At 44.4% G+C, this 23,567-nt stretch carries 25 protein-coding genes; 8 read left to right on the top strand and 17 right to left on the bottom strand.

What is annotated here, in order from left to right; genetic code table 11:
- Nucleotides 1–82 precede the first annotated feature (82 nt).
- Nucleotides 83–667, bottom strand: coding sequence for a fasciclin domain-containing protein (locus E2R66_RS16085; RefSeq protein WP_133232262.1), 585 nt, complete (start codon nucleotides 665–667; stop codon nucleotides 83–85).
- A 366-nt stretch (nucleotides 668–1,033) separates the two neighbouring features.
- On the opposite strand from E2R66_RS16085, the gene E2R66_RS16080 reads away from it, so the two are divergent.
- Nucleotides 1,034–1,825 carry a phosphatase PAP2 family protein gene (locus E2R66_RS16080; RefSeq protein ID WP_133232264.1) on the top strand — a complete coding sequence of 264 codons (792 nt, stop codon included), beginning with the start codon at nucleotides 1,034–1,036 and terminating at the stop codon, nucleotides 1,823–1,825.
- A 64-nt stretch (nucleotides 1,826–1,889) separates the two neighbouring features.
- On the opposite strand, the gene E2R66_RS16075 is transcribed toward E2R66_RS16080, so the two are convergent.
- From E2R66_RS16075 to E2R66_RS16065, 3 genes are all read right to left on the bottom strand, one after another.
- On the bottom strand, nucleotides 1,890–4,613 hold the full coding sequence (locus E2R66_RS16075; protein ID WP_133232266.1) for an alpha-L-rhamnosidase: 2,724 nt from the start codon (nucleotides 4,611–4,613) through the stop codon (nucleotides 1,890–1,892).
- A gap of 220 nt (nucleotides 4,614–4,833) precedes the next feature.
- Nucleotides 4,834–5,892, bottom strand: a complete 1,059-nt coding sequence (locus E2R66_RS16070; protein ID WP_133232268.1) for a polysaccharide deacetylase family protein — start codon at nucleotides 5,890–5,892, stop codon at nucleotides 4,834–4,836.
- Nucleotides 5,893–5,951: 59 nt separating this feature from the next.
- Complete coding sequence (locus E2R66_RS16065; RefSeq protein WP_133232270.1) at nucleotides 5,952–6,374, bottom strand: GNAT family N-acetyltransferase; 423 nt, start codon at nucleotides 6,372–6,374, stop codon at nucleotides 5,952–5,954.
- 384 nt (nucleotides 6,375–6,758) lie between these two features.
- Here E2R66_RS16065 and E2R66_RS16060 point away from each other — a divergent pair, with 384 nt between their 5' ends.
- The 5 genes from E2R66_RS16060 to E2R66_RS16040 all read left to right on the top strand — a co-directional run bounded on the left by E2R66_RS16060 (nucleotide 6,759) and on the right by E2R66_RS16040 (nucleotide 9,791).
- Nucleotides 6,759–7,133: a hypothetical protein gene (locus tag E2R66_RS16060; RefSeq protein WP_133232272.1), complete on the top strand. Its 375-nt coding sequence runs from the start codon at nucleotides 6,759–6,761 to the stop codon at nucleotides 7,131–7,133.
- 59 nt (nucleotides 7,134–7,192) lie between these two features.
- Entirely contained in the window at nucleotides 7,193–7,855 is a 663-nt protein-coding gene (locus E2R66_RS16055) for a hypothetical protein (protein ID WP_133232274.1), read from the top strand.
- A complete protein-coding gene (locus E2R66_RS16050) occupies nucleotides 7,819–8,613 on the top strand; it encodes a sensor histidine kinase (protein ID WP_133232276.1) in 795 nt (264 codons plus the stop codon). Before E2R66_RS16055 ends, E2R66_RS16050 begins: the two co-directional genes overlap by 37 nt.
- Before the next feature lie 13 nt (nucleotides 8,614–8,626).
- Entirely contained in the window at nucleotides 8,627–9,328 is a 702-nt protein-coding gene (locus tag E2R66_RS16045) for a response regulator transcription factor (RefSeq protein ID WP_133232278.1), read from the top strand.
- A 202-nt stretch (nucleotides 9,329–9,530) separates the two neighbouring features.
- Nucleotides 9,531–9,791: a hypothetical protein gene (locus tag E2R66_RS16040; protein WP_133232280.1), complete on the top strand. Its 261-nt coding sequence runs from the start codon at nucleotides 9,531–9,533 to the stop codon at nucleotides 9,789–9,791.
- Nucleotides 9,792–9,828: 37 nt separating this feature from the next.
- Here the strand turns inward: E2R66_RS16040 and E2R66_RS16035 are convergent, their stop codons facing one another.
- From E2R66_RS16035 to E2R66_RS15980, 12 genes are all read right to left on the bottom strand, one after another.
- A complete protein-coding gene (locus E2R66_RS16035) occupies nucleotides 9,829–10,293 on the bottom strand; it encodes a phosphatidylglycerophosphatase A family protein (protein WP_133232282.1) in 465 nt (154 codons plus the stop codon).
- Between the two features lie 9 nt (nucleotides 10,294–10,302).
- Nucleotides 10,303–11,121: a TerC family protein gene (locus E2R66_RS16030; RefSeq protein WP_133232284.1), complete on the bottom strand. Its 819-nt coding sequence runs from the start codon at nucleotides 11,119–11,121 to the stop codon at nucleotides 10,303–10,305.
- A gap of 9 nt (nucleotides 11,122–11,130) precedes the next feature.
- The gene (locus E2R66_RS16025) at nucleotides 11,131–12,108 is read right to left on the bottom strand and encodes a hypothetical protein (RefSeq protein WP_240049334.1); all 978 of its coding nucleotides are present in this window, start codon (nucleotides 12,106–12,108) and stop codon (nucleotides 11,131–11,133) included.
- Nucleotides 12,109–12,244: 136 nt separating this feature from the next.
- Entirely contained in the window at nucleotides 12,245–12,925 is a 681-nt protein-coding gene (locus tag E2R66_RS16020) for a hypothetical protein (RefSeq protein WP_133232286.1), read from the bottom strand.
- A gap of 295 nt (nucleotides 12,926–13,220) precedes the next feature.
- Nucleotides 13,221–13,784, bottom strand: coding sequence for a hypothetical protein (locus E2R66_RS16015; protein ID WP_133232288.1), 564 nt, complete (start codon nucleotides 13,782–13,784; stop codon nucleotides 13,221–13,223).
- 439 nt (nucleotides 13,785–14,223) lie between these two features.
- On the bottom strand, nucleotides 14,224–15,372 hold the full coding sequence (locus E2R66_RS16010) for a toxic anion resistance protein (RefSeq protein ID WP_192901984.1): 1,149 nt from the start codon (nucleotides 15,370–15,372) through the stop codon (nucleotides 14,224–14,226).
- Nucleotides 15,373–15,400: 28 nt separating this feature from the next.
- Nucleotides 15,401–16,015, bottom strand: coding sequence for a TerD family protein (locus E2R66_RS16005; protein ID WP_133232290.1), 615 nt, complete (start codon nucleotides 16,013–16,015; stop codon nucleotides 15,401–15,403).
- A 145-nt stretch (nucleotides 16,016–16,160) separates the two neighbouring features.
- Nucleotides 16,161–16,715: a TerD family protein gene (locus tag E2R66_RS16000; protein WP_133232292.1), complete on the bottom strand. Its 555-nt coding sequence runs from the start codon at nucleotides 16,713–16,715 to the stop codon at nucleotides 16,161–16,163.
- On the bottom strand, nucleotides 16,705–17,550 hold the full coding sequence (locus E2R66_RS15995; RefSeq protein WP_133232294.1) for a phosphoribosyltransferase family protein: 846 nt from the start codon (nucleotides 17,548–17,550) through the stop codon (nucleotides 16,705–16,707). The genes E2R66_RS16000 and E2R66_RS15995 overlap by 11 nt, the downstream gene beginning before the upstream one ends.
- Nucleotides 17,551–17,895: 345 nt before the next feature.
- A complete protein-coding gene (locus E2R66_RS15990) occupies nucleotides 17,896–18,594 on the bottom strand; it encodes an HAD family hydrolase (protein WP_133232296.1) in 699 nt (232 codons plus the stop codon).
- 299 nt (nucleotides 18,595–18,893) lie between these two features.
- Nucleotides 18,894–19,331, bottom strand: coding sequence for a Fur family transcriptional regulator (locus E2R66_RS15985; RefSeq protein ID WP_133232298.1), 438 nt, complete (start codon nucleotides 19,329–19,331; stop codon nucleotides 18,894–18,896).
- Complete coding sequence (locus E2R66_RS15980) at nucleotides 19,332–19,751, bottom strand: MerC domain-containing protein (RefSeq protein ID WP_133232300.1); 420 nt, start codon at nucleotides 19,749–19,751, stop codon at nucleotides 19,332–19,334.
- Between the two features lie 194 nt (nucleotides 19,752–19,945).
- Between E2R66_RS15980 and E2R66_RS15975 the strand changes: the two genes are divergently transcribed.
- Together E2R66_RS15975 and E2R66_RS15970 are read left to right on the top strand one after the other, a co-directional pair.
- Nucleotides 19,946–21,334 (top strand): alpha-L-fucosidase, encoded by a 1,389-nt coding sequence (locus tag E2R66_RS15975; RefSeq protein ID WP_133232302.1) that lies wholly within the window; start codon nucleotides 19,946–19,948, stop codon nucleotides 21,332–21,334.
- Nucleotides 21,335–21,455: 121 nt separating this feature from the next.
- Nucleotides 21,456–22,772 (top strand): zinc dependent phospholipase C family protein, encoded by a 1,317-nt coding sequence (locus E2R66_RS15970; protein ID WP_133232304.1) that lies wholly within the window; start codon nucleotides 21,456–21,458, stop codon nucleotides 22,770–22,772.
- A 44-nt stretch (nucleotides 22,773–22,816) separates the two neighbouring features.
- Here E2R66_RS15970 and E2R66_RS15965 read toward each other — a convergent pair whose 3' ends face one another.
- Entirely contained in the window at nucleotides 22,817–23,527 is a 711-nt protein-coding gene (locus E2R66_RS15965; RefSeq protein ID WP_133232306.1) for a 4'-phosphopantetheinyl transferase family protein, read from the bottom strand.
- Nucleotides 23,528–23,567 lie beyond the last annotated feature (40 nt).

Raw genomic sequence — 23,567 nt, 5'->3', positions numbered from 1 at the left:
AATTTAGGCTTTTCAAATCTGCTTTTAAACAGCAAAACCCGGCTGCGGGCCGGGTTTTGCAATGAAATAATAAAAACGCTATTTACGGTTTGGGCATCAATATGCCATTGAGCCCGTTCACTACACCATTGGCACCTATCAAATCAAACAGCGTAACCTGTGCTGTACTGCCTGCGGCATTGGTCAATTGCAATTTGTTACTGACTAACGATAGCGTGAGCGGCTGCCCGTCTAAGGTGGTTACCGTTGCTTTGCCTTTACCTGCGGTTAATGCAGCAATAATCTCCTTTTTGCCGTATTTACCCATAACCACATGCCCTTTTAGCAAGGTTGCCAGTGTTACCGGGTCTTTCAGCAAGCTATCCAGTTTACCAGCCGGTAGGTTACCGAACGAGATATTATTGGGCGCAAAAATCGTATAGGGCCCGCCTGCTTTTAAAACAGAATCGAGTTTAGCTGCCTTAACGGCTGCCAATGCAGTACTGTAATCGGCGTTGCTGGCCAGCGCGCCAACCACATCGCTTGCGCCATCGGCTGCTGCGGCCGTTGTGGTGCTAGTCGTCGTTGTGGTTTTCCTGGTTGTATCTTGTGTTGTTTGTGCAAATACGCTGCTTGTAGTAAAACCAATTGCGATTACTGCTGCAGCCATAAAAATGGATCGTTTCATGTTTCTCCTTGTTTTTAGATGTGTAATAATTAAGTACTGCGTAATTATTTATCGTATAGCAATTACTTATTAACTATTGAATAACGGCATCAATAAGGAGATTGTTTGAGAAAATTTGCATTTGACCGTATTCAGTGTGGTTACCGTGCATAATTGCTGCGCTAAAAAGGATAGAAAAAGGAGACGTTGAGGTAGAACCTTTCGCAAAAAGCGGAAGAAAAAATTAAAACACGGCTGACTATCAACTGTTAATTCGACTAAATAATTTGTTAATTTACACGCAGCAAACTTCACGATGTGCCGATATCCAGATTTTCTACAGATTAATAACTTAAATAGCAACATTTTTAACCCAGCTTATATTCTTTGAAAAAGATTTTTCTCATACTCCTCAGCGTTGTAACTTTAACCGCCAGTGCCCAAATAAAAGTGAGCACAAATGATTCCTTAAAAACAGATTCGGCTAACCTGTTGGCCCTGCCAGATACGGTTAAAAATTTGAGCACCACATGGCAATCATTTATACCGCCTGCAGCATTCGTTACTTATGGCGCATTATCGTTCAATGTAAAAGCCATCCGCAACCTCGATTTTAGCATAGACCGGGATGCACAGGAAGACCACCCGGGTAACCTATACCCCATTGAAAACTATTTGCAATATGCCCCTATTGCAATGGTATATGGTTTGAACTTTGCGGGCGTGCACGGCAAAAACACCTTTATCGATAGGACTATCCTCTTAGGCTTGTCCGAGGGTATATTCGGCTTGGCCACTTTTGGTTTAAAGCGTTCATCCGGCAGGCTCAGGCCCAATGGTGCCGACCGTCTTTCTTTCCCATCGGGGCATGCGGGCAGCGCGTTTGTAGCTGCCGAATTTATGGCGCAGGAGTATGGCGACAAATCGCCCATGTATGGCGTTTTGGGTTATACATTTGCAACAGCTACAGCCGTTTTAAGGGTTTACAACCACAAGCATTGGTTTAGCGATATTGTGGCAGGTGCAGGTTTTGGCATACTAGGTACCAAAGCGGCCTATGCATTATATCCGCTATTCAGGAACAAGCTTTTCCACGACGATAAATCCAGCAAGCAAAGTATGATTATGCCTACTTTTAGCGATGGTGTAGTAGGGTTTGTGTTTACTAAGCAGCTTTAGTACCTTTAAAAATCAAAGCGATGGTTAGCGCCATCGCTTTGATGAAATATCTATTGAACTACGGCTACTTTTGCCCATCCATAGGCGCGGTGTAATGATACGTGCCCGAGCCAAGCTCTACCTGTATATAAGTTTCTTTGCTATTGGCAGGCTGAAACAACTTGCCGTTTTTTAATGGCTTGCCGTTATCCATCACACTTGCGGCATCTTTTGCAGGAATAAATACCGAAGCCGTAGTGTTTACAGGTATCTCCACATCAAAATTCAGCTGACTGCCACCAATAGACCAGGATGAACTTACGGTACCATAATAAGTTTGCAAACTTGCCGATGCGTTGGTAAAGCCACCGCCCGGGTGCGGCATTATTTTGATATGCTTATACCCCGGTGCATCGTTATACGTATCCAGCCCTACCATGGTGCGGTACATCCAATCGCCAATGGCACCGTACGAGTAATGGTTAAAGGAGTTCATGGTCGGCGTTTCGAAGGTTTTATCTGGCTTTATGCCGTCCCAACGTTCCCAAATGGTGGTGGCGCCCATTTTTACAGGGTACAGCCAGCTTGGGTAGGTATCCTGCAACAATAGTTTGTACGCTACATCGGTATAGCCAAAGCGGCTTAGCACCTGGCAAAGGTATGGCGTACCCAAAAAGCCGGTAGTGAGGTGATTGTTGTAGGCTTTCACGTTGGCTGCCAGCCTTGCCGCAGCCTGCGGGCGCAGGTTCTCGGGCAGCATATCAAAGTTAAGGGCAAGCACGTAAGCCGTTTGCGTGCCGGATACCAACCTGCCATTGGCGGTTACGTATTCGCGCATAAAGGCATCTTTGATGTTCTTCAGCTGCTTGCCATAGTTTTCGTAATCGTCGGTTTTCCCCAATACCTGTGCAGCATTGATGAGCAACTGCGTTGAGTAAGCATAAAAACATTGGGCAATGAGGTACTTATCGGTAACTGCCGAGGTGCCGTCGGTATCATCGTTCACACTGTAGAACAACCAGTCGCCAAAGTGGAAGCCGGTGTTCCAAAGGTCGTCTTTGGCGTTGCTTTTCATAAAATCTACCCAACCCTTCATGCTGGCGTACTGGTCGGCCAGTATCCGTTTATCGCCGTAGGCCACATACATGTTCCAGGGTATAACCGTTGCGGTTTCGCCCCAGCCCGCACTGCCGGCATCGTTTTTACCCAGTACGTTGGGTACAACGAAGGGTACAGAGCCGTTAGGCAATTGGTCGGCGGCTACATCTTTCAGCCATTTGGAGAAGAAGTTATCTACGTTCATATTGAAGGATGCCGTGCGCGAGAACACTTGCGCATCGCCGGTCCATCCCAGGCGCTCATCGCGCTGCGGGCAGTCGGTAGGTACATCTAAAAAGTTCCCCTTCTGACCCCACTGAATATTGTGCTGTAACTGGTTTACTAAGGCGTTCGATGAACTGAAAGTACCGGTTGGTGCCATATCCGAATATAAAGTAACAGCCGTAAAATCATCCGGGTTTAGTTCGCCGTTATAGCCTTCCACCTTAATAAACTGGAAGCCATGGAAGGTAAAGTGGGGTTCGAACACTTCCACGCCGTCGCCACCCAGTATAAAGTTATCCTGTGCCTTGGCCGAGCGGAGGTTATCGGTATAAAAATTACCATCTTTATCCAGTACTTCGGCATGCGATATGGTCACTTTCTGTCCCTTTTTGCCTTTCAGCCTTATTTTTACCCAGCCTACCAGGTTCTGCCCAAAATCAACAATATGCTCGTTCTTCTTGGTTTTAATTACCCTAAGGGCCTTAAAAGTTTCGTGCTTACGTACAGGCTCATTATAAGTAGCTACCAGATTTTTGGTGCCATAATCTACTACCTGCGCGCTGCTCCAGCTGGCGTCATTGAAGCCGTTAACTGCCCAGCCCTGTTTAATTTTGCGGTTATCAATGGTTTCGCCATTGTAAATTTCCGAGTAAGTGATTTCGGCTGTAGATGATTTCCAGCTATTATCTGTTACAATTATTTCAGACGTACCATCGGTATAGGTTACATGCAGTTGCATTAGCAGGGCTATATCTTTACCATACCTGTTTGCATTGTTGGCAAAGCCGATGGTGCCGCGGTACCAGCCACTGGCCAGCGTAACGCCAATGGTATTGCTACCGGTAGCCAGCAGGTCGGTAACGTCATAAGCCTGGTATTGCAGGCGTTTCGCGTAGGCGGTCCAGCCGGGTGTGAGGTACGCATCCCCTACCCTATGGCCGTTTATCTGTGCTTCGTAAAGGCCGTGTGCGGTAATAAAAGCAATGGCCGAGCTTACCTTTTTGGCAGCGCTGAAGCTTTTACGGAAAATTGGGGATGCACGCAGGCTATCTTCCTGATAGCCTGGTGCTATCCATTTGGCCTGCCATTCGGTTTGGTTAAAAAGTGATGTGATCCAATACCCGGTTTCGCTCCATGCCGAAGCTTTTTTGCCGTTATCCCAAACACGCACCTGCCAGTAATATTTGGTGTGCGAGGCCAGGGGCTTGCCTTTATAGGCCACATGCACCGATGAATCTGAAGCTATTTTAGCTGAAGCCCATATGGGCTTCCTGAAATCGGGATAGGTGCTCACCCTTACCTGGTAAGCGGTTTGGCTAACGTTGCGGCCTGCCGAGGCCAGTTCCCAGGTAAAGCGGGGCTGCGCCACATCTAACCCAATGGGGTTGCTGCGGTTTTCGCATAAAATTTTGTTTACGGTAACCTGTGCCTGCGTAAAGGCGGCACTTAGGGCAAAGAAGGTAACAAGGAGTAAAAACTTTCTCATTTTTTCAATAATTGGCGGTATTAGGGGCTACCAGTATTTATACATCGGCGAACAAAAAGCAATATTTAGCACTGTGCGTTTAAAACACATAAAGGATAGTCTCGGTACATTTTTAACATGAATTACAGGATAAATTCGGTTTTTTACATGGTGCGACTAATGTAGAAAAGATGAAAGCAACAACTGTCCTGTACTGTCATGATAGCAGGGGTTTTCAGTACTACCGCGGCACGTATACATGCTCAAACTCCAGTTCTATTACGCCATCGCCGGGAATCGCATCAAAAATAACGATGTCTCCCTTTTGCTTAAAAGGCACCTGTTTTTTGTTTTGAACGATGCTTTTGGCAAGCAACCGATTAGTGCCAAGGTTGATGGTGAGCGGCTGGTCGTAGTTTTTCCGGTTACTGAGGGTATCAGTGAGGCTCAGCTTCCAGCGCCAGGCCTTCTTTCCTATCAGCTTAAGCGTTGCCGAATTACGCTCCTTATGGTATTGAATAACATGCTTAAAAGGCGCAATCCAAACAGAATCCTTACGCTTTTCTAATTCAACTAAATGCTGCGCGAAAACTTTGCCGGGCGTAATAATCCAGCCATCCTCGATGCCGTGATATGTAGGGCAAAACCAGCCACCCACGGCGATGGTTTCGTCGATATTTTTGCCAAAGTTGGCCATAGAGGCCGAATCGCTGATCATCTGGCTGTTAACATTATAGTAATCATCCTCGATTTTGGCAAAATCATAGGTATTATAAGCGTAGGGCTTATTCTGTGTGGCCCTTGCGCCAATAAAATATGGCGCAACCGTTTTACGAATGGCCATGTCTTTATCGGTATTGCCGCCGCCTTCGCCGAAGGGGTAAGCATGGGTAATCATCCGCTGAGAGGGTATCAGCGCGTCCATCTGTTTGTTAGATTCAACACACTCCAGGGCAATGGTATCTAAAGCAATTTTAATAAAATGCGGGTGGGTTAGCGCATGGTTGGCAATCTCGTGCCCTTCCATTGCAGCATCCCTGATCAACTGCCAACTGATATGCTGCGCGTTTACAATGGAAACCGACATAAAAAACGTGCCTTTGAAGCCGTACTTATCCAGTAACGGTACAGCAACGGCATATTGCCCGGGAATACCGTCATCAAACGTTAAGCTTACCGCAGCCTTTTTATTACCGTACCAGGGTGCTATGGTGTAACTTATTTTTCCTGCCGTTTGGGCAATGGAAGTAACCGTAAATAAGCAAGCTGCTATCACCAAACAAAACCGCATTAATCTCATATTCAGATATCGATAAAAAAGAATCCTAATTTAAACAATATCCGGCGTTATAAATACCGCTATGCTTTCAAATCATTAACCTTATCCAGCAAAAAACAGTGGGCGAACTTTGTCATGCCGGTTTTGGGGTAATAATCTACCGCTGCAGGGGCCGCCAATAAGATCAGTTTGGCCAAAGGGCTATGCAATTTGGTTTCTTTTATCAACCTGATGCCGATGCCCTGGCGCTGATATTGCTCATCAACCGCCAGATCTGAAAGGTAGGTACAAAAAGCAAAATCGCTTAGGCTGCGGGCAATGCCAACAAGCTTGCCATCGTGCCGGGCGGTAATAAACAGGTCACCGTTTTGGCACATCATCTTTATGCGCTCTATATCGTCAATGGGCCGGCGTTGCCCCAGCGTGCTACGTTTCAATATATCAATAAATTCTTCGGCATGCAGGGTATCTTCGCGCTGGTAGGTGATTTCGGTATTGGCCATCTGTTATCGTTTTAAATGCTGAAGGTAAATATTATCAGCATCCAAATATTAGCAATAGCCTCGCAGATTGAATAGGCCAAAAAATATAAATGGCGTAGGCCAGGTGAAGGAATTAAATATCGAACACCGAATTGTGAACGCAGCCTCTTTAAGCGATAATTTTTAGTGTTTATCAAACAGCTACTTCAGTTTACAATCGTGTTTATTGTAACAAGGCTGTGCATTGTATTAAAGTATTTGCCAATTTGCCCCTTAAAAACGCGCGGGAAACCTATATTTACGGCATCACCTCTATAAAAAAGACACTTTTTATAGAGGATAATAGCTTAACCCCGACATAAAAAAAATTAACCCCATCACTTACTATTAACTTTAAAACAACCCATGAGCAACGAAACCGAAAATCCAACAGACGGCACTATCCCTTTAGCAACCGGAATAGCCTGGGCAGCCAACTGGCGCAGCCACTTATCAAATTCCGAAGATGTGTTTCAGGTGAGATCTTTTTTTGTCCCTATCGCCTCCATAAACACTTTGCTTACCAACAGCCCCGGCCTGGAAGGCATAAGGACTTATATGGCACTTGAAGATGACGGCGACATGACGACGGCCAAAATGGTAATGGTAGCGATTGTTGACGGCGAAGAAGTACTTACCCTGCCCAACGGAAACGGCGAAGTACAAAGCGGCACCGTAGACATGTTTACCCCTTGCCCTCCGTATTGCCCAACCGGCAACGGCCCCACTTTAGAAAGCTAATTGAAATTTCTTCCGCAGATGTTTATAAGCTTTAATATCTTTAAGGCTTATAAACATCAATGGAAAAGTTTTTCTTTATTTACCTCACGTTCATCGCTCCTTCTACCGCATTAATCCCTGTCGTTTACGCATTTATCAACTACCGGCATTTAAATCGGGCGTTTAAAACACTACTGTTCTTCATCATCTTTTCGGTGGTTATGAACACTACATCCTCCGTTATGGCGCGTGTTTACCATTTGCCCACGCTCTGGCTGTTCCATATTTATACGCCTTTTGAGTTTGCCTTTATTATCGCCTTTTTTTCCGAATTTTTTAGCAAACGTATAAGGTATATCATGTATGGTGTTGCCGTAGCGTTTGCGTTTTTCTGCTTGTGCAATACGCTTTTCTTTCAAAGCTTTAAGCAATTAGATGGCTACTCCCGGTCGGTAGATGCACTTATCCTTATAGCCTGCTCTATGTTATTTTTCGCTAAAAACAACAACGACCTTGACCATAAATGGGGCGATTTTGCTAGCAACTGGATTGTAGCCGGCGTTTTGCTTTATTATAGCAGTTCGTTATTTATGTTCATTTTCTTTAATATGATGACGCTAGCAGGGACTATACAAATGATTATATTTATAGGATATGCTACTGTTGTAGCAATAGAATATGTTTTATTTGCAATAGGATTCAACAAATGCAGCGCACAACAGACAATATCTACTTTCAAATGATTATGGGGATGAGCGGTGCCGCCATTTTGGTGGTATCGTTCATCCTATTTTCTATCCGTAACCAAAACAGGTTGCTGAGGCAGCGCCAGCAGTTTCAGCAGGCCGAGATTGCGCACCAGAAGGAATTGCTGCGAGCCGTGATTGAATCACAGGAGGCCGAACGCAAACGCATTGGGCAAGACCTGCACGATGACGTAGGCACCAGCCTTTCGGGTTTGAGATTGCTAATAGAAATGTTTAAGCCGCTGCAAAAAGACCAGCACTATACAGATTTCCTGCGATCAAGCAAAACCACTATCGATAAAATTGTAAAAGACGTAAGGCATATATCGCACAACCTCTCCCCCGCCACGCTTGGCTACTACGGGCTGGCGGCGGCCATAAACGAGCATAGCGACATCATCAACCAATCGGGCAAGTTAACCATTGAGGTACAGAACCGGGCCGAGGCGGCGCTGGAGCAATTGAATATAACGGTTGCTACGGCGCTATACCGCGTACTGGAAGAATTGCTCAACAATACCATCAAACACTCTGGGGCAAGCCGGGCGGCCATTGTGTTTGCAGCCAGTAGTGAACAAATAACTATAGAATACAAAGATAACGGCAAAGGCCTGCCCATATCGGCAGACACTGGCAGGAAAGGAATGGGTATGCAAAACATCGAGAGCCGCTTACTCAACATAAATGCTACATTTGTATTGAGTACCCAGCCCGGACAGGGGTTTGGCATTGGCATAACCTATCCCTTAAATTGATTTAAAAGCAACGATGGAAAAGATTAGTGTAGCAATTGTTGACGATCAGAACCTTTTTAGGCAGAGCCTAGCCCTGCTTATCAATTCCATTGATAACCTTAACCTGATTACCGATAGCTCCGGCGGCCAGGAACTGCTGGATACCCTTAAGGTATTGGATACCCGTGTAGACGTTGCCGTGATAGATATGGATATGCCCGGCATGAACGGCATACAACTTAACAAACTACTGCACGAACTATACCCCGAAACCAGGGTAATTATACTCTCGGTACATGTAAATGAGGCACTTATCTCCAAAATGATCAATGCCGGGGCAGCCTCGTACCTGGCCAAGAACTGCGATAAAGACGAGTTGATAACCGCCATAAACACCGTACACGAGAAAGGTTTTTATTTCAACAACGAAGCCCTTACGGCTATAAGGAACGGCACCAACCATAAAAACCATGCGCATGACCTCCTTAACCCAATACCTGTAGCCTTAACCAAGCGCGAAAAACAATTGCTTTTGCTCATTTGCAAAGAATACAACAACGCCGAGATAGCCGCAGAACTTTTTTTGAGCGTACGCACTGTAGAAGGGCACCGCAACAACCTGCTGATCAAAACAAACTGCCGCAATACCGCCGGCTTAGTGCTCTTTGCCATTAAATACGGCGTTTTTGAAGTACACTTCAATCAGGTAATTATACCTGATTTTAAAAACGAGTAGAAATACCCATTTCCCCCAACTGGGGTATTTTAACTATAATTTATTAACCAATTAAACACATTTTCAGTTATTTATCCACAATGCAATCTCCAATAATTAACCAATAGGAAAAATACAGACACCATCCCATCATAACATTGAAATTACTTATAACTTAATAATTATATTTACGTATTAGAAATACAATCGATAAAGTGGAAAGATGGACATTGTATATATTAGTAACCAAATTAAGTTTGATATACTGACCATATGCGGGCAACCCGCAGCACACGCCTACAATTTGCAAACGGATATGCCCCTGCATGCCATTGGCTTTAACGACAACGGAGAACTGTGCCGCCAACTCGAAAACAAGCTACAGCTTGTAGCCGATGAATATAACACCGGTAAGCGTATAGCCAACGGTTCGGTATCAAAAGAACTTACCGTATGGCAGTGCATTCAGCTGGTTATTGTTTAAATAGGGGGAAAACAAAACGCAATTGCACAGGCGGGGACTACCAGCTCACCTGCAGCTGGTGAAAGAAGAAGAAAACGATAACCTGCAGCACGATGTTACCATATACACCGGCCAGTACATCGTCCATCATAACGCCGGTGCCACCGGGCAAGGCTTCCATCTTACGGATACCAAGCGGTTTCAGGATATCGAAAAAACGGAAAAGCACTAAACCGCACAGCAGCAGGTAAAGGTTGGCAGGCACAAATAGCATGGTTATCAGCATGCCGGCAACTTCATCTATCACTACCCGGTAACTATCCTTGCCCCACTCGGGTTCTACCTTGTTGCCAACATAAATACCCAGTATGGTGATTAAGATCGTAACGACAAACAAAACATAGGCGGGGTGTGCCGACAGTTGCCATATGCCCCATATAAGCGGACAGGTTACTATGGCGGCAAGCGTGCCCCCTCCTTTTGCATACCCTATCCCAAATATTGATGCGATCAGTTTGTTCATAGGAATGGCTTAGCTTTTATCCAGCACGTCTTCGGCTGCTTCGGCAACTTCCGGTTCGATGGTGTGTTTCTTAGGGAAATTGAACAGCAGGGATGTTATTACCGGGATCAGGAAGATAGCGACAGTGAATACCGATACCGCAATATCGGCAGTTTCGCCTTCCATAAACTTAGAGAACGGTGTTTCGGGTTGAAAATGGATGTACAACGATGACGTTAGCTTGATACCCAAGACGCCGATCACGATAAAAGCCACGGTTTCTAAAAACGTGAACTTCTCCATCAGCTTTACAAAGGCCTGCGCTACAAATCGCATGGCCAATATGCCAATAAACACCCCTACATAAATCAAAAACACATGGTCTGTAAAAGCAACTGCGGCAAATACGTTGTCGATAGAGAAGGCAAGATCCATCAGTTCTACCAATGCAACGGTTGCCCAAAAAGTACCTATTAACCCAACTGTAGATTTGTACAGCCAGTTTTTCTCCTTATCTACAGATTCTTCCTCGCCGGCCTCTTTTGTTTGTAGTTTCCCTTTAAAATAATCAAAGGCCAGATACATGAGGTACAAACCACCCAGGGGTTTTAGCCACCAAATTTTTACCAGCCAGGCTGCCAAAAACAAACATACCCCGCGCAATACGTAAGCGCCAATAATACCATATTTAAGCGCTCTGCTGCGCTGTTTTGGTGGCAGATCTATCACCATGGTTGCCAACACAGCAGCGTTATCTACCGAAAGCAAGCTCTCAATAACGATTAAGTTGAGGATAATGAGTAATCCTGCTTTAATATCCGGGCCAAGCAGGGTATGTAAAATGTCCATATATCGGGGTTAAATTAAATCGGTGTTTAGCATAGCTTTCAGCGTGTTGGCCTGCACATCGAAGTTACTCATGTGCTGTAAAAAATCAACATCGGCAATCTTTTTATAATCTTCTTCCAGCAGGCTTATCACTTCGGCAGGCAGGTGGGTTTTCATTACCCCTGCGCTGCTTTGCAGCCGCACATTCTTATCCAGCAACTCCTGCATCACGCGTTCCTTCTTCGATAGCTTGTTTTCGCGGGCCACCCCGGCTATCTTGCTTACGTCGCAAAACAAAAAGATATTGTTTGAGGGCGAATATAGGAAGTACTGCTCTATTTCCGCGAATTTATACACCTCTAAGGTTATGTCGCCGGTTTTTAGGCCGCAAAAAAAGGTTAGCTTAAAATCGTGCTTATTCAGTTTGCCCATCAGCTTACGCTGTATGGTGGCATACTTGTGGGTGTAAAGGTCGGCAGCGTCGTAGCGCAACAGTTCGTCCAGCAGTTCTACGGGTATCTCGTCGAAGTAATCGGGCGCGTAGCGTGCGCTGAAAAGATTAATGTTTTTAGCGAATGGGTAATCGGGTAGCTCTTGCGAAAGAACATCGAACAGTTTGCGCAGGCTTTGGCTCATTTTAAGCGCCTGGCGCTGCTTATCGTTACTAAAGTCGTGTTCGGTAAAAACGGTATCGTCCATCTGGCCTATCAGTTCGTTGTTCAACTGAACTTCATCCAGCAGCAGGTCGGCACGGCTTTCGTTGCTTTTCTTTATCTTCTTAAGCAGGTCTATCAGGGTAACGGTAAACTGTAGGTGGAACAATTCCAGTTTATTGATATCCAGATCGGGGTTGGTGGCAAATAACTGGTGAATAACCTGGGTGCGCAGGTAAATTTTATAAATGACATCGTTATTAAAGAACACCGTAAGCAATTGCAGCTTACTGATGGTGCGGGTACTATCATTTAAAATATTTATCCTGTTTTCATCCATCAACCGTAAGCCCATTTAAAATGTAAAAATACAAAAATACTATCGTAGGCGCTTATCCGATTTTGAATAGCAAAAGGGGTGATGCATTAAGGCAGATTATGTAACACTTGGTCTTTGCGCGTATGCAGCGCAGGAAAAAAATCAACCCATATCAATCAAATTTTTGCAAGGAAACAATTTCATCCGGCCTATGCAATGGATATTTATATTGGTGCTCAATATCCTGAAGCCCGCTATAGCCCCACTTGCCATCAACTAAATATTGAAGATTGAAATACCGGTCTTCGTTATTAACGACTCTTGACAACACAAGCGTTACGAGCGGGTTCAACAATTGCTTGTCGACAAGCTTTGCCCAATTAAGTCCGTCATCCGGATATTTATTGATAATATGACAGCCCATCAGCACAATAAAATTCAGCTTATACTTATTAAAAGCTTTTTTCTTCTTTAACAATCGGCATATTTCGTCAAGGTCAGGCGGTTGCGTTAATTCGCTTTTATACTTTTCCAGATACTTCAACAATTCGCTAATCAGTACCTCTTGAAACTGAGGCAGGTTTTCAAATTTTTCTTTGTTTGCAAAATAAAAAGCATTGACTTTCTCGTTTGTTGGGTAGTAGCAATCTGTTCGCCATTTTTCCAACAAAATCGCGTCTTTGGTTGCCAGGCATTTTGCGAAGGGATTGATTGGCATGACTAAATATGTTCCATCGCTCAATTCGTAAACCCTGCTTAGGTTGAAATCAATATAATCTACTACCTCACCGACCATGCGCGATTTCAGTTCGTTGGCATCGGCCCAGTCGAGTATATCGTAGTTCGTTTGCATCGTTAAATATAATGAAAGGGCGTTGGCCTTTACCTGTACAGGCGTGCCGCGTATGCGATAGCTGCTATAAAAAATCGATATCTATTAGGACCATTCCTTCCGAATAAAGCTACTGGATTTTAATGATATTCTGTTTTGTAAGGTTGATAAGGAACGCGCGACACGCGCGCCAGCATGGGGAGCTTAACAAAGTATTTTTAGCTACCTGTTTTGGAAAACTATAACTTACCGTACCATTAAACATTAAAAGCGTTACAATATACACCTTATACTCCCAACGTTCACAATTTTTCTATCAATCATATTTATCCTTTATTTCGCTGGCATCGATACCTTTGAATCCAGCAGACTTAATTTTTTTCATCGTTTCTATTCCGATTAATTGCGCTGGAGTTTTGGCTGAATAACCCCCAAAACATAAATCACTGCGAAAAAAACCATCCGGGATTGACTCCTTTATTTTTAAAAATACCGGAGACGCACCAATTACTGATTCATAACCTTTGCATTGTTCGTTATAGTTGATAAATTGAATACCACTAAATCCTTTTCTATGACCATTTCTATCTAGTTCAATCACGTTATGGATTTTTAACCAGTAAAAACCGGGCGATTTTGGTAACGTTACAAACTCCAATCCTTCATAGCCTTCCTGCTCGCAAAACGCTTTGAACTGATAGGAAACAATCGTAAAATTATCATACGTACTCGAAATGGGCTTTTTGGTTTTTATCTTAATTTCAGGGTCTATCCTGTTAATCGTATAAATATCACTGTATTTATCACACTCATTTAACTTTAAATTACGGTACATACTGTATTTATTGTCGTAAGAAAAAATAATATAACCTAATACCATATCCAATTATTTTAAATGTGGGTCTAGCGACAGGTTGGGAGAGTCTATAAAATTATCAATCTCCCTGAGATGCAACGGTAAAACCGGACAGTAAGATTTGCTTAAATTAGCAAAATCGATGTTAGGAAAAAAGATAGATAAGCCTGCCGCCGCGCCAAGTGTCCTCACTTGGCGCAAAAACGTTGGTAAGCGACCACGCTTACTTTGCTCAAACGCAAAACTCGTGAACGTCCACTCAATTAACCCAATGCTACATCGGCAAGCGTGGACGCTTGCCATTTCCTTTCGTCAAGTGTGAACACTTGACGAGGCGGCGGGAAAGATGAAAACACAGAGGTCACGTAACTTTTACCGCGTTTAACCCAGCAAAAACTTTGTGACCTCCGTGCAAACCTCTGCGCGCTCTGTGTTTAAATAACCACGAATCGATTCCTCGAGTTTAACTCACATTAGCCACGTTCTTCTTCAGTTCCGATTCCAAATTTTGTAATTCGGTGTTCAGCACCCTGCGGTTTTGCGTGCCTTCATCGTGTATGCGTTTCACTTCGGTAAGCGTTTCTATCAGCGAAGCCGTGGTGCGCTTTAACGTATCTAAAGAAACCACGGTTTTTTCGTTTTCCCTGGCAACCTCTATGCTGTTTTGCTTTAGCAAATCGGCATTTTTTTGCAAAATGGTGTTGGTGGTATCTGATATCTTCTTCTGCATTTCCACGTTTTCCTTTTGTCTGTTCAGGGCAACAGCAATGGTGAGCTGATTCTTCCAAACCGGGATGGTGGTTGATACGATGGATTGCGCCTTCTCGGCAATGGTGGTATTGTTGTTCTGCACCACGCGTATCTGCGCAAGGGATTGCATCATGATGAAGCGCACTACCTTAAGGTCGGCAAGGCGTTTATCCAGGCGGTTAACAAAATCGCGCAGGTCGGCAATTTCATAATCCTCGTAGGCAGCAGGGTTGCCATCCATTACGGCAAGCTGTTCGTTCAGTTCGTTGTACTTCAGCTGGCCCGAAATTATAAGTTCCTCCATCTGGTGGATATAGCTTACATTGCTATCGAACATGGTTTGCAGTGCCGCATTATCCTTCAGCGAGTTTACCCGGCCGGCCTTCACCTTGTTTACGATCTTATCGATGTTGTTTACCACGGTATCGTATTTGGCAAACAGCTTCTTGGTATCCATCACGATACTTTTGAGGAAAGGTATGCTGCCGATGAACCTGGTAAACGCGCTTTGATTCAGCTCATCTACGTCGATGTAATTCAGTTCATGCAGCAGGTCGGTAATCAGGGTGCCCACCTCGCCTGAGTTGTACGTACGAACGGATGTAAGGAACGTATTGCTATAACGCTCCATCGAATTCTGCACCTCGGTACCGTAGTTCAGTATCGAGTTTACATCTTTAGGGTCGATGGTTTTTGCAATTTCCTTGAACTTGGTTTCTTCAGCAGGGGTAATAGTGCTTAAATCCACCGTACCATCTTTCGCCAACTTTACCGGCACAGTGGTGCCTGCCTGCGGCTGCGGCGGCAGGTTAAGGTCCGGCATGTTTAAATTCAATTCGTTATTGCTTGGGTTGGTTTCCATTTTGCTTAATGTTGATGCTGATTACAGCTTATAAATAATTTTGTGTAACCGTTTTTACGGTTTCTTCCAGCTTGCGGTCTTTAGTTGGCTCGCCAATGGCGTTGAATTTCCATTCGCCATTCTTTTTGTAGAACACGCCCAACACCATGCTTACGTGGCCCTTAAAGGCCGCTCCATTGGCGATATCGTACTTTGCAAATATTTCGTTCACGCGTGTTGGCGTGCCCTCGTATATACGGATAGAAGCGAAAGGTATGTCGCCGAAATCCTGTCCGCGGAAACTGTTGAGCACAAAAGCCACATAAGTTACCGCAGGGCTCAAACGCGAAAAATCTACGGTAATAACTTCGTTATCCATGCCGTCGTCGCCGCCCATATCGCCGGTAAGGTCATCTCCGCTGTGGCGTACGCTTTGGTCCTTAGATTTCAGGTTACCGAAGTAAACCACTTCTAAAAGACGTTTCTGGTCGTCGTACAGCGCGCAGCTGGCATCCAGGTCTACCGCTTCTTTGGTGGTACCGAAGCCGAACAGGCCTTTCTTTTCTATAGCGCCCCAGTTAATACCTACACATATATTTTGCAGCTTTGCGCCGTCGGTTTTTTCGAGGCTGATGCGCTGCCCTTTTTGAAGATTGATTGCCATCTTATGTTTATTATTAGTTGTGAGTAGTGAATGGAGAGTGGTGAATGGTTGTAAAACGGTGAATAGAGAATAGTGAGTAGAGAGTGGTTGTTATCTTCGCCGCAACATCCACTCACCACTTAACTACTCTCCACTCACCAACCCCCTAATTGTATTTATTCAAATAATCCTGCAGGCCGCCTTTCATTCCGGCACCTACGGCTTCAAATTTCCATTTATTGTCGCGTTTATAAATACGGCCGAATTCTACGGCGGTTTCTATCGAGAAATCCTCCTCCAGTTCGTATTTCAATATATCAGCACCCGTGCCTGCATCCGCAATACGGATGAAAGAGTTGCGCACCTGGCCAAAATTCTGGCGGCGTGCTTCTGCCTCGTGTATGGTTACCACTACGCAAATTTCGGTAACACGCGGGTCTATTTTCGACAGATCTATTTTGATCTGCTCATCATCGCCATCGCCTGCGCCGGTAAGGTTATCTCCGGTGTGCTCCACAGCGCCATCGGGAGATTTCAGGTTGTTGTAGAACACGAAGAACTCATCGGCCACTAACTTTTTGTTGTCGCCCATGATGAAGATAGACGCATCCAGGTCGAATGCCGCTCCGGTTGATGAACTGTTGGTATCCCAACCTAATCCTATCGTAAATTTAGGAGCGTCGATAGCTTCGCGCTGCCCCTTTTGAAGACTAATTGCCATATGCTATTAATTTATAATTATCTAAAAGTAAATGCTTTTTGAGGTGGTTAAGGTTTTGAGCGTAGGCTTCGATAGTATGGTAACCGTTGCCAAGCGCCATATGATATAATTGTTCGGTAAATGTATTGTTTTGTTCTTGTATGAAAATGCAAAAACTATCGAAATCATAGTTGAGGATGTATTTTACAATACGGGTATTGATACGAAAATCTGCCCCCTTTATTATATCCTGTAAATGAAATATTGTTTTTACATGATAATAGTTAAGGTGGTTCTCCACATTAGGATGGATGCTTTTATTTACCAGTTCGGCAAAGTACAGCATATGGATATCATTCGTTAGGCCATACTCCCCTACCATTTTCATAATCATGCGCTCGTGGCTGCCCGTTATGCGGATGTCATCCAGGAAGATGAGCGTTTTGCCCGCCAGGAAATCCTTATCTATATGAAACTGGTCGTTACCGATGAGTTTCATCCGTTGCTCTGCATCCAGTTCGCCGTAATCTTCTTTATAGGTAATGGTGCGATGAACCTTGGCCTCCTGCACTACGGGGAAACCATGCTGCGCCAACCAATGGTTAAGGCGGTAAACGAACCAATCCTTCATGGCAAAGGTTGCCGTGGGGATGAAGGAATACGGACTGGAGAGCACCAACATCTGCCGGCGGATAGGGTTCACGACCAGCCTCTCGGCTATAAAACAATCAGCCAGTGCCGTACCAAAGGCTTTGGATACCAGACCATCGCCAAACTTAAAGCGGCTGTAATCATCGGCGCTGAAGCCGAAATCGTCAGCATTGTTGATATGATGCAGAGAATAGGTGCTGTGCATTAATTTATAATTACGAACACTTGAGTTGAATTCTGAAAAAATTAAGAATATACTATTAGTAGATTTAAAAAATCAATTTAAGGTGATGTCTCCAGTTTGATTGATTTGCCCTGTCAATGTTACAAATGAATAAAAAAAATTGGAATCCGTACTGCTATAGTGACGTTGATTACTATTTAAATTTGCCAACACAAATACTAATTGAATTATCGTAATTATCAATTTTTTGTTTTTTGAGATTGATTTTAAGAGCTTTTTCATGTTTTTGTATTTTAAGTATCTATTAAAAATTCATTGTCATGAGTAGCATGATTGATTGTATTGTTAATATTCAATTCGCCTACTTTATGTTACCAAATTCAAGATGGTATCTTTGTTTGAATTGATGAGCAAACTGTTGATGCCGACTTCAACCGTTGGGGCAATATCATTTTTAGGGTTATCACCCACATGAATAATATCAGCGAGGGGAATGCTTTTACCAGGGTTAGCAATATCAATATTATTCAGCATAACATTGAAGAATCCCTTGTTAGGTTTTGACATGCCCGCCTCATCTGAATACAGCTGAAAATCAAAAAAATCATTCAATTTGTACAATTCCAATACTTTTCTCAATGTTTTCCCGGTGATGTATCCTGTATTACTTAACAAGCTAAAAGTGCCGCCACTGTTTTGTTTTAGAAGTATGAGCGTATCAAATGTTACATCGCTGTAAAGCAGGGGCGGGTAGCGGAACAGCAGCTCCTCCATCATAGCGTGCAGATGGAGGGTATCCACCTTATCCAAATTCAGTTGCCCATCGTGTATGGAGTCGATTACCATCAGGTACATCTCGTCGGCATCTATGTTCTTGCCGGTTTTCTCGTTTATGGCGTTCACCATCAAATCTACCCGGCGGAATGTGCCGGCTATCTCCTCTACGGATTTATGGAGGGCGTTATGGTGCTGATGAAAATACCGGGCCCGCTCAATCTTAAAATCGGGATTTGATTTGATGAGCGTTAGCCATAGGTCGAAAGAATAATGCTGGTAGTAAGGCATTAGCAGATGCTTTTGTAAGTATAGATGTTTTGGTAAAGTACGAACAAAAACCAGAACTAATGTTTTGTTTGTTTTTTATTAGCGTAAAGAAATTGTTATGAAAGAAGGCTACAACGGGATATTACTTGCATGATGCATAGTTCACGGAATCACTCGAAAAAGCCAAATGATTTTCGGCCTAAAAATTCAGAAAAATTACGATTGTTAAAGATTTTCAAAGGTTTTCGTTGGGACTATTCCAGATTTTGAAGTAAAATAAGGCGATTTAATTGAAAAATCCATCAATACTATTTGCAACTTTATTGCATCTTGCTGCACTTGGGGCATAGCCCTGATGCATAAACCGTAAAGCCGCTGGGCTGAAAACCCGCAGGTAGATTGATGGCCGGGAGGCTCAATTCGTTCAGGCAAAACACGCCTTTGCAGGCGGTACAATTGAAGTGCAGGTGCTCGTCGTGGTGGTGGTGCTCGTGGCAGCCCGATTGGCAAACGGCGTAGTTGGCCGTACCATTCAAATCAAAAACTTTGTGGATAATACCCTTCTCTTCGAACACATTGAGCACGCGGTAGAGGGTAACGCGGTCTATATCGTGCATCACGCTTTCCAGGTCGGGTTGCGAGGTAGCGGTGTTTTTGGCGTACATCATACTGAGCACACGTAAGCGCGCAGCAGTCTTCTTCAGCTGGTGCTTATCCAGCAGATCCTCAAACTGATACGTATTTTTTGTTTGTGCCATTTATTGATGCTTGTGTGTTACATGCAAAAAACTATCGCCGGAAGTACAGGTACCTGCATACTTATAGTTTACGAAGTGGGCCACCGCTATGGTAATACCCCCAATTGGGACAATAACTGCTTCCAGCCAACCCTTGGTAAATATATGGCCTAATATAATGGTTGCAAAACCAATTATCAGCAAAGCCAGCGGCAGTACCCTGCGGTGCGCGTTAAAGAAAGACCCACCAATTGATGATACGCCGATAATCAGCGCCAGTATAATCATCCCCCACTCCACCCATGGATTGGCCAAAAAACCCATCCCAACCAAAGGCAGGCTGGAGAAAAACACGGGTACCGCCGCGCAATGGATGGCACACAGCGTAGATGCTGTCATCCCTATGTTATCCAGTTTCGCGCCTGCTTTCAGCAATTTCATAAAGCAAAGATAATACATAATGCAACACAATTGCATTTACGGATTGTAAAATTTTGGTAGCACCATTTTAACAACTCATATATAATTAAAAATGAGCGAATTACAAACAATCCTATTGAATAATTCCTACAAAGCATGGCAAATAAAATCATAAGCCGTATGTTTAGATTTTAATTATATCGGCTAACATCTGTATGAAAAAAATCCTCCTCGCGCTTGTTACATTCCTCATTTTTATAAATGCTGCATCGGCACAAACCAAGTCGCTTACGGAACTGCAACAAAACTTCGTAAACCTTAAGTTCGGCATGTTCATCCACTTCAATATGCCTACTTTTAATGATGCCGACTGGCCCGACCCAGATGCCTCACCCGCCCTTTTCAACCCCAAAAAGCTGAACCCAACGCAATGGGCAAAGGCTGCTAAATCGGCCAATATGAGTTACGGCTGCTTAACCACCAAGCATCATAGCGGTTTCTGCATATGGGATACCAAAACCACCGACTACAACGTAATGAACAGCCCGCTAAAACGTGATGTAGTGCGCGAGTATGTAGATGCTTTCCGGGCCAATGGCTTAAAAGTGATGCTGTATTACAGTATCTTAGATACTCACCACCGCCTCCGGCCAAACAGCATCACACCCAAACACTTCGAGATGGTAAAGGCACAGATCGCTGAATTACTGAGCAATTACGGTAAAATAGAAGCCCTTATCATAGATGGCTGGGACGCGCCATGGAGCCGCATTTCTTATGATGATATCAACTTCGAAGATATCTATCACCTGGTAAAATCTCTTCAGCCCGAGTGCGTAATTATGGACCTTAACGGTGCCAAATACCCCGCCGAAGGCTTATACTATACCGATATCAAAACCTACGAAATGGGTGCTGGTCAGCGTGTATCAAAAGAAACTAACCGCATGCCTGCCCTGGCCTGCCTGCCTATCAACAGTGCCTGGTTTTGGAAAACAAACTTCCCTACCACGCCGGTTAAAGACCCGGTAAAACTGGTTAACGAAGATATTATCCCCCTTAATAAAGTAGATTGCAACTTCATCCTGAACGTGGCCCCCAACCGCGATGGCTTAATCGACAATAACGCACTCGCCGCGCTAAAGCAGATTGGTGAACTTTGGAAAAACGATGGCCCTGCCCCAAAACTTGCGCCAACGGGTGAGCCTATCATTTCCACCAATTTGGCCAAACATAAGCCATCCAATTCAAGTTGGAGCGAGGATATGGATATTATGGATTTTGCCAATGACGATGATTTCACCACCAACTGGACATCGAATGCAAGGGTAGAAAAACCCTGGTACGAGGTAGATTTCGGCCATGAGATAGCCTTTAACACGGTGACCATTACCGAACAAAAGCCCAACATCAGCAACTATCATCTGGAGTACCTGCAAAACGGCGTTTGGAAACCTATAGTTACAGACGAAACCACTAACCGCGTGAAGGTTAATCGTTTTGCCACCGTGTACGGCAGCAAAGTGCGTGTTTGGATAGATAAGGCCGACCATCAGATCTCCATAGCGGAATTTGGTGTTTATAACGAAAGAGGACACGATTAAGGGATTTCAGGATGAACAGGATGATTGCCGCATTTATAACAAAATACGTGCATCCTTGTCACTTAAAAACTTTATTCCCCTTTGCTTGTTCGTTCATGATAAATCCAAAATTCCTACTGAATTGAACCCTGCAAGCCGATACCCTGCACTTAAAACCTTAGCAATTGCCGCTCTTTTGTTTTTTGCTTCTTTGCAGGCAAGGGCATACTCCATCCTGGCGCACGAGGCCATTATTGATGCTTCTTGGAAATCAGACCTATTGCCGCTCATTAGGCAAAAATATCCCAACCTCACCGACTCAGAAGTAAAGATGGTGCACTCCTATGCTTATGGCGGTGCCATGGTGGCCGATATGGGCTATATGCCATTCGGTAATGGCTTTTTTACCGATTTGCTACATTACGTGCGCAGTGGCGATTTTGTGGAAACCCTGATACGCGATGCCCAAAACGCTAACGAATACGCATTTGCATTGGGCGCGCTATCGCACTACATGGCCGATCAATACGGCCACTCTTTAGCTACCAACCGCAATATCCCGCTTATATACCCTAAACTGCAACAGAAATTTGGCGATTTTGTGACCTATAATGACGACCATAAATCGCATAGCCGTATGGAGTTTTCTTACGACGTATTGCAAACCGGTCGTGGCAGTTATACCACTGAAGGCTACCACGATTTTATAGGCTTCAATATTTCGGTTCCTGTGCTGGAGAAAGCCTTTTACGAAACCTACGGACAAAAGCTCGACGGCATCTTCTCCAATATCAACGGCAGTATCAATACGCTACGCTGGGGTATCCGCAATTTGTTCCCGGTGCTTACCAAATCGGCGTTTAAAGCCAATAAGGACACCATACTGAAGATGACCCCAAGCATGACGGCCAAGAAATTCCAGTATAAAATGAGCAAAAAATCGTTCCAGTTGGAGTACGGCAAAGAACAGGTAAAACCAAAATTCTTTGCGCGTTTAACGGTTTTTATCATCCGGATCTTGCCCAAGATAGGCCCTTTGAAAACGTTAAAATACGTATCGCCCGGCAAAGAAGGCGAACGCCTGTTCGCCCATAGTTTCGATACCATCTTAGTTAGATATGCCATTGCCCTGAAACAAGCTGGAAAAAACCGCCTCGACCTACCCGATATAGACTTTGATACAGGTCGCCGTGCAGTACTTGGCGAGTACCCCCTGGCCGATAAAACTTACGATCAATTGTTGATCAAGATTAAAGAACAGGAGTACAAAAACATCACTCCGCAACTGCAGCGCAACATCATGGCCTATTACCAGAATGCCGATACTTCCCAAATTGCAACAAAACAGCGCAAGGAGTGGAAAAAAGCGGTGGTGGCCTTACAGCAAATAAAAAAGCTAAAGCCAACGGCACAAGAACCGCTAACACCAATAGCCGACCCAATGGGTTCCACACAGTGAATCAACGAGGGCCAATTTATTAACGGAGGCGCAGGTATCCCGTGTCAAAAACTAACATCAAAAAAACGTAGCACTCGGATCTCATTCCCGGCCGCAATGCTAGCCTTATAACTATCCGTCAAGTTAAAGCTGCTGATTTGCCAATCCTTCTCCGATCCTAACAAATTGCCGGGCAGCGCATGTTTACCATCCAGCGATGGTGTTGATTTGAGGTATTCACCGAGGCCCTGGCCGGTCGCTTTTAGTAATGCTTCTTTGCGGGTCCATAGGGTAAAGAAACGGTCGTGCTGGTTTGCGGCGTTTACAAACCCCATTTCTTCCTGGCTGAAATGTTCCGGCAGGATATCTGCAAACGGGAATGCGCTATCAATAAACTCTACATCGGCTCCCACCGGCCTATCCGCAACGGCAAGCAAAATCCATTCACCGGCGTGGGTAATGTTGTATTGTAGGCCAGTGCCGTAGCGCGTATCAGGCAGATAAGGCTTTTTGTTATCACCTAACACAAATTGCAGTTCTTCAGCCGTTTGATTAAGGTACCGGCTCAGGATAGAACGTTGTGCCCCTCTGCTGATTATGAAACGTTGCCTGTCTTTCAGCTGGTGGTATTTGTTACAACGCTCAGTTTCTGAAGGCGTTAACGTAGCTGCGAAAGCCTGCAATCGCTGTAGGTTGCTACCGATGTGGATGCGGAAGAGGTGCGACTCACCATTGTTCATAATAAAGTCTCCCGGCATCGCTTGGTGCCAATCCACATCGTTTAAAAACCGGATGCTAACCCTTCCCAAAATCGCA

The sequence above is a fragment of the Mucilaginibacter psychrotolerans genome (assembly GCF_004519315.1).
GTDB classification, from domain to species: Bacteria; Bacteroidota; Bacteroidia; order Sphingobacteriales; family Sphingobacteriaceae; genus Mucilaginibacter; species Mucilaginibacter psychrotolerans.
Note: the sequence above shows the minus strand (reverse complement) of the source record. Positions and strands in the feature narration are given on the sequence as shown.

Bases quoted from the DNA above. Each gene is read 5' to 3' on its own strand.
- E2R66_RS16085 (WP_133232262.1), bottom strand. From the start codon at position 667: ATGAAACGATCCATTTTTATGGCTGCAGCAGTAATCGCAATTGGTTTT.
- E2R66_RS16075 (WP_133232266.1), bottom strand. From the start codon at position 4,613: ATGAGAAAGTTTTTACTCCTTGTTACCTTCTTTGCCCTAAGTGCCGCC.
- E2R66_RS16070 (WP_133232268.1), bottom strand. From the start codon at position 5,892: ATGAGATTAATGCGGTTTTGTTTGGTGATAGCAGCTTGCTTATTTACG.
- E2R66_RS16065 (WP_133232270.1), bottom strand. From the start codon at position 6,374: ATGGCCAATACCGAAATCACCTACCAGCGCGAAGATACCCTGCATGCC.
- E2R66_RS16060 (WP_133232272.1), top strand. From the start codon at position 6,759: ATGAGCAACGAAACCGAAAATCCAACAGACGGCACTATCCCTTTAGCA.
- E2R66_RS16055 (WP_133232274.1), top strand. From the start codon at position 7,193: ATGGAAAAGTTTTTCTTTATTTACCTCACGTTCATCGCTCCTTCTACC.
- E2R66_RS16050 (WP_133232276.1), top strand. From the start codon at position 7,819: ATGCAGCGCACAACAGACAATATCTACTTTCAAATGATTATGGGGATG.
- E2R66_RS16045 (WP_133232278.1), top strand. From the start codon at position 8,627: ATGGAAAAGATTAGTGTAGCAATTGTTGACGATCAGAACCTTTTTAGG.
- E2R66_RS16040 (WP_133232280.1), top strand. From the start codon at position 9,531: ATGGACATTGTATATATTAGTAACCAAATTAAGTTTGATATACTGACC.
- E2R66_RS16035 (WP_133232282.1), bottom strand. From the start codon at position 10,293: ATGAACAAACTGATCGCATCAATATTTGGGATAGGGTATGCAAAAGGA.
- E2R66_RS16030 (WP_133232284.1), bottom strand. From the start codon at position 11,121: ATGGACATTTTACATACCCTGCTTGGCCCGGATATTAAAGCAGGATTA.
- E2R66_RS16025 (WP_240049334.1), bottom strand. From the start codon at position 12,108: ATGGGCTTACGGTTGATGGATGAAAACAGGATAAATATTTTAAATGAT.
- E2R66_RS16020 (WP_133232286.1), bottom strand. From the start codon at position 12,925: ATGCAAACGAACTACGATATACTCGACTGGGCCGATGCCAACGAACTG.
- E2R66_RS16015 (WP_133232288.1), bottom strand. From the start codon at position 13,784: ATGGTATTAGGTTATATTATTTTTTCTTACGACAATAAATACAGTATG.
- E2R66_RS16010 (WP_192901984.1), bottom strand. From the start codon at position 15,372: ATGGAAACCAACCCAAGCAATAACGAATTGAATTTAAACATGCCGGAC.
- E2R66_RS16005 (WP_133232290.1), bottom strand. From the start codon at position 16,015: ATGGCAATCAATCTTCAAAAAGGGCAGCGCATCAGCCTCGAAAAAACC.
- E2R66_RS16000 (WP_133232292.1), bottom strand. From the start codon at position 16,715: ATGGCAATTAGTCTTCAAAAGGGGCAGCGCGAAGCTATCGACGCTCCT.
- E2R66_RS15995 (WP_133232294.1), bottom strand. From the start codon at position 17,550: ATGCACAGCACCTATTCTCTGCATCATATCAACAATGCTGACGATTTC.
- E2R66_RS15990 (WP_133232296.1), bottom strand. From the start codon at position 18,594: ATGCCTTACTACCAGCATTATTCTTTCGACCTATGGCTAACGCTCATC.
- E2R66_RS15985 (WP_133232298.1), bottom strand. From the start codon at position 19,331: ATGGCACAAACAAAAAATACGTATCAGTTTGAGGATCTGCTGGATAAG.
- E2R66_RS15980 (WP_133232300.1), bottom strand. From the start codon at position 19,751: ATGAAATTGCTGAAAGCAGGCGCGAAACTGGATAACATAGGGATGACA.
- E2R66_RS15975 (WP_133232302.1), top strand. From the start codon at position 19,946: ATGAAAAAAATCCTCCTCGCGCTTGTTACATTCCTCATTTTTATAAAT.